The sequence below is a fragment of the Microcoleus sp. BM001215392 genome (assembly GCF_036700185.1).
Lineage (GTDB): Bacteria > Cyanobacteriota > Cyanobacteriia > Cyanobacteriales > Microcoleaceae > Microcoleus.
In genome coordinates this window covers 1-4,333 of record NZ_JAUBOJ010000400.1, presented here as the reverse complement: position 1 = coordinate 4,333, position 4,333 = coordinate 1, and the positions used below count along the sequence as shown (strand labels likewise).

General features: G+C 45.7%; 4 protein-coding genes and 1 CRISPR repeat array. Of the genes, 1 reads left to right on the top strand and 3 read right to left on the bottom strand.

Features of this window, described 5'->3' with window-relative positions:
- Positions 1-73: 73 nt before the first annotated feature.
- Positions 74-946, bottom strand: coding sequence for an S-methyl-5'-thioadenosine phosphorylase (locus QT974_RS28985; RefSeq protein ID WP_333471844.1), 873 nt, complete (start codon positions 944-946; stop codon positions 74-76).
- A gap of 207 nt (positions 947-1,153) precedes the next feature.
- Between QT974_RS28985 and QT974_RS28980 the strand changes: the two genes are divergently transcribed.
- Positions 1,154-1,360: a hypothetical protein gene (locus QT974_RS28980; protein ID WP_333471843.1), complete on the top strand. Its 207-nt coding sequence runs from the start codon at positions 1,154-1,156 to the stop codon at positions 1,358-1,360.
- A gap of 417 nt (positions 1,361-1,777) precedes the next feature.
- On the opposite strand, the gene QT974_RS28975 is transcribed toward QT974_RS28980, so the two are convergent.
- Both QT974_RS28975 and QT974_RS28970 read right to left on the bottom strand, forming a co-directional pair.
- Positions 1,778-2,614 (bottom strand): Tab2/Atab2 family RNA-binding protein, encoded by an 837-nt coding sequence (locus QT974_RS28975; protein WP_333471842.1) that lies wholly within the window; start codon positions 2,612-2,614, stop codon positions 1,778-1,780.
- Positions 2,615-2,786: 172 nt separating this feature from the next.
- Positions 2,787-4,012: a CRISPR direct-repeat array (repeat unit 37 nt; unit sequence GTTTCAATCCCTGATAGGGATTTATGGGTTTCCCCGC).
- A 104-nt stretch (positions 4,013-4,116) separates the two neighbouring features.
- Positions 4,117-4,333, bottom strand: a 217-nt coding sequence (locus QT974_RS28970; RefSeq protein ID WP_333471841.1) for a hypothetical protein, incomplete at its 5' end; no start/stop codon positions are given.

Here is a 4,333-nt window from a genome sequence, read left to right as displayed (position 1 = left end):
CGGTTTCTGAGATTAGCGTACACCCAGACTTTGTAAGTAGCGAGAAACCGGGTTTTGTAGAACTTTTAGAAACTTACAAATATTTCTGCAATAACAAACCCATTTTCTCCTTAGTTGCTGCCGGCACTTTGTCCAGCGGAGTCAAAATCGCATATTTCAAAGCTGAATGTGCCTCAGAAACAGGGGGGTTTTCGGTTAGCCTCCGCACAGTTTCTTGAATTACTTTTTGGGCATTTTCCGCATTGCGGTGCAAGTTAGCGATTACCATTTCTACTGTTACGCTATCGTGTTCGGTATGCCAGCAGTCGTAATCGGTGACTAATGCTAAAGTTGCGTAAGCAATCTCTGCTTCTCGGGCCAATTTTGCTTCGGGTAAATTTGTCATCCCGATGACTGTCGCATCCCAACTGCGGTAAAGATGGGATTCTGCTTTGGTGGAAAATGCGGGGCCTTCCATGCAGACGTAAGTGCCACCGCGATGCAGGGAAACGTCGGCGAGGTTCAAGGATTCGATCGCACTTACCAACACTTTAGCCAATTCGCTGCAAATCGGATCGCCGAAGGTGATGTGACCGACTATTCCTTCTCCGAAAAATGTAGAAGCTCGATTTTTTGTGCGATCGATAAACTGATCTGGTACTACCATATCTAAAGGTTTGGCCTCTGCTTTGAGGGAACCAACCGCCGACGCTGAGATTAAATACTCAACTCCCAGACTCTTCATCGCATAGATATTTGCCCGATAGGGGACTTCCGAGGGCAAATAAGTGTGATTGCGGCCGTGTCTGGCCATAAATGCCACGGGTGTACCGTCTAACGTTCCCACAATGGCTGCATCAGAGGGCGAGCCAAAGGGTGTATCGATTATCACCTCTTCCACATCCTTGAGGGCTTCCATCTTGTATAAACCACTGCCGCCGATGATGCCGATTTTTGCCTGTGCCATCTTACCCTCTGTCTGAGTTTTACAACATTGATTCTATCGAGCTATTGTTAAGTTTGCATTAAGATTATTTAATTTTTATACCAATTGTTATTGTTTATACACGTAATTGTCACAAAATAAGTATGATCTTAATCACAATGTATCTTTACAAAATCTTTAAGAATAAAGGTACAGGGTTCTGTTATCTATTTTCAGGGTGTTAAAAAAATGACAGTCAGTTCTGCTAGCGTACCTAAGGTCGCGATCGAGGCGATCGTCCAACGAATCTTTGCTTTCCGCCAAATTACGCCTCTCGACAGGCGGCTGCTGAAATCTGCAATGCTTTCGGCCACTCGTCTCAACGAAAAGGATAGGTGTCAGATTAACCGAATCCATCAGGGCATCCAAGATGGATTGATTCTGGTTGTGGAATAGATAAAATTTAAAAATTTGTGTTTTAGCTTGTATCTCCTGGAACGAAAGTTCGGGCGGTACTTTATACCAATTTAAAACGAAATAACAGTATTCTTCCCCCCTGTATAAGGGGGGGTATTCGAGTGTGTAGGGTGTGTCGCCATGAATAATCCCTAAAAAAAACGAAAATCTCCTAGCGACGCACCGACAATATTTGAGCAAACAACCTCCGTTTTACTCGGTACCACAATAATTTGTGTTGTAGCAATAATTTTTCATGATTGGTAAGCTGTACCGCATTTCATACCATTTTGGAAAAAGATTGCTACAGAATAAATGTTAGGTTTGTTTATAAAACCATTGTAGTCAGGTGCGTCGCTATTAAATTGTCGGTAGGTAGCCAGGGATTGTGCGTGGCGACACACCCTACGATTACTATTACGAATTAAAATTTAGCAGCCAAAATCCTGTATAAGTCATGCCGCTATCATCGGGCTGGACTAAGAGGAAATGCAATCCTTTACTTAATTGTTTGCGCTGTTGGTAAGTTTCGGCGGCGGCTTTGACTTCGCTATCTTCAAAAGTTGCGACAACCCATCTGTCGGCTAATCCAGCTTCCAAAATCAATCCGTCGGGAGCTCCGGCGATATAGTTCAAGGCGAAGGGTTTGGCTTCCTGAAGCCATCTAGCCAAGCGCATTGATTGTCGCCCGCCGTCAATTACTACTCCGGGCACGGGTACTGTTGAGGCTAAGCCCAAGTTTAGGGGTAATAGCAATTCGGGCATTTCTAAGATGGGGATGGGACGCCCTTGGAAGGCTTCTAGGATGTCGCCGGCCCGTAGGGATGCAAAACGCCAGGTATCGCCCCAGAGATTTTCGGGTAGGGGGATGGGTGGAGGTGTCTCAAGCTCGATCGGCCGATAAGCTTCATTAGTATAATTAGGCAGACTGGAATATTCTTGGGCGCGTTGTTGTAGCAGGGTTTTCAGGGCGGGGGTGCGCCGAGTTGCTTCTACTTTGACGCCCAAAACTTTGCCCGCAGCTTCGATTAAACTGAGAGACTGAGGTCTAAATACTTGGATTGTGTCGGGCAATTTCTGGGCTTGAGCTTGCTGGAATTTGGCGGCTAGCCAATGGGAGTTGGCTTCCGACTGCCGGCAAAGGGCGCTAAATTGAAAGGTTTGGGCCGAGTCGCAGATGAGGAGTTCCCACAATGGTTTACCGGTTTCATCTCGGAGAGGGCGGCGGTAGAAATCGGCTTGCCAAATACGCATGGGAATTAAAAAATAAAGTCAACTTGACTCGATTATTTTAATCTGGTTTCGCGATCGGGATTTTGCGGTTTTCTCGCGGGGGCTTACGTTTTAGCGTCGTTTCAAGCCCTAGACAGGGAAATATGGGTTTCCCCGCCTACTCTCGATTTGTCAAAATCAACCATATCGATATGTTTCAATCCCTGATAGGGATTTATGGGTTTCCCCGCCCAAAGCCGGTGAAATCTATGCGATGAATTTTCCCGAGTTTCAATCCCTGATAGGGATTTATGGGTTTCCCCGCTCTAATCTTTGTTCATCTTGACATTATAGACAAAGGGTTTCAATCCCTGATAGGGATTTATGGGTTTCCCCGCCAACGGCAACACTTTACTAGAATATTACGAGCTGTAAGTTTCAATCCCTGATAGGGATTTATGGGTTTCCCCGCTTATCCTCTAAATCCCCCGGCAAAAATTTTTCGTTTCAATCCCTGATAGGGATTTATGGGTTTCCCCGCTTAACCCATTTCAAGACGAGGAAGTACACATATTAAGTTTCAATCCCTGATAGGGATTTATGGGTTTCCCCGCTTAATGAAAAAGTTTTAACTAAGCATAAAAGCGACAGTTTCAATCCCTGATAGGGATTTATGGGTTTCCCCGCGCATTATAATAGTATTATCAGCAAATTAGCTAGCCGTTTCAATCCCTGATAGGGATTTATGGGTTTCCCCGCTCAAACTTTTCAGCGAAGTAGCTGACGAAGAAGGGTTTCAATCCCTGATAGGGATTTATGGGTTTCCCCGCCAAAATGAGCCACGCCTCGGGAGTTCCGCTTTACAGCCTGTATGTTTCAATCCCTGATAGGGATTTATGGGTTTCCCCGCTATATATGCCATCCACCAAGGATAGCATCGTCTGTTGTTTCAATCCCTGATAGGGATTTATGGGTTTCCCCGCGGACGATCGCTGGAATAGTTGCAATCATCGTCGTCGCAGCCGTTTCAATCCCTGATAGGGATTTATGGGTTTCCCCGCCATATCGCGGCGTTTCCTGCTCGATCGCCTCCGGCGCGATCGCTGTTACTGAGTTTCAATCCCTGATAGGGATTTATGGGTTTCCCCGCCAGCCCCCGTTGCTGCAACTGCTGGAAGCTTCCACTGTCGGTTTCAATCCCTGATAGGGATTTATGGGTTTCCCCGCCAGATAGTCGGTGGGGTCAATGCAACTACAGGAAGTTTCAATCCCTGATAGGGATTTATGGGTTTCCCCGCCTTTAAATCGGAATTGTCAACAGTAATCTGCCTAGTTTCAATCCCTGATAGGGATTTATGGGTTTCCCCGCCGCCAGATGTCCAGTCTGAGCGGCTATTTTATTTGTTTCAATCCCTGATAGGGATTTATGGGTTTCCCCGCCGCCGGCATTTCAAACCGTTGGTGTATTTGATTTTCAAGGTTCAGTTCCGTGAATCCAATCTCAAAGTACCATTTCAGGCTTCGGTATGTCAATACGCTATTTTTCATATAGCCTTCAAACTCTTATCTAGTATGGGTTTTAGCCGATCCGGGAATCGTTTTTTTGACCTATTAGCATCAAACCCTTGCAGCGTCTGTGTTACAGCCTCAAAATTCAACACGCCAATTTTTACACCTACTGACTCACGGATTTTAAGCCAAAAATCGGGTGCATCTGGTTGTTGAAGAGGGCGAAGCATGACCGCATATAAGTTATTAGTT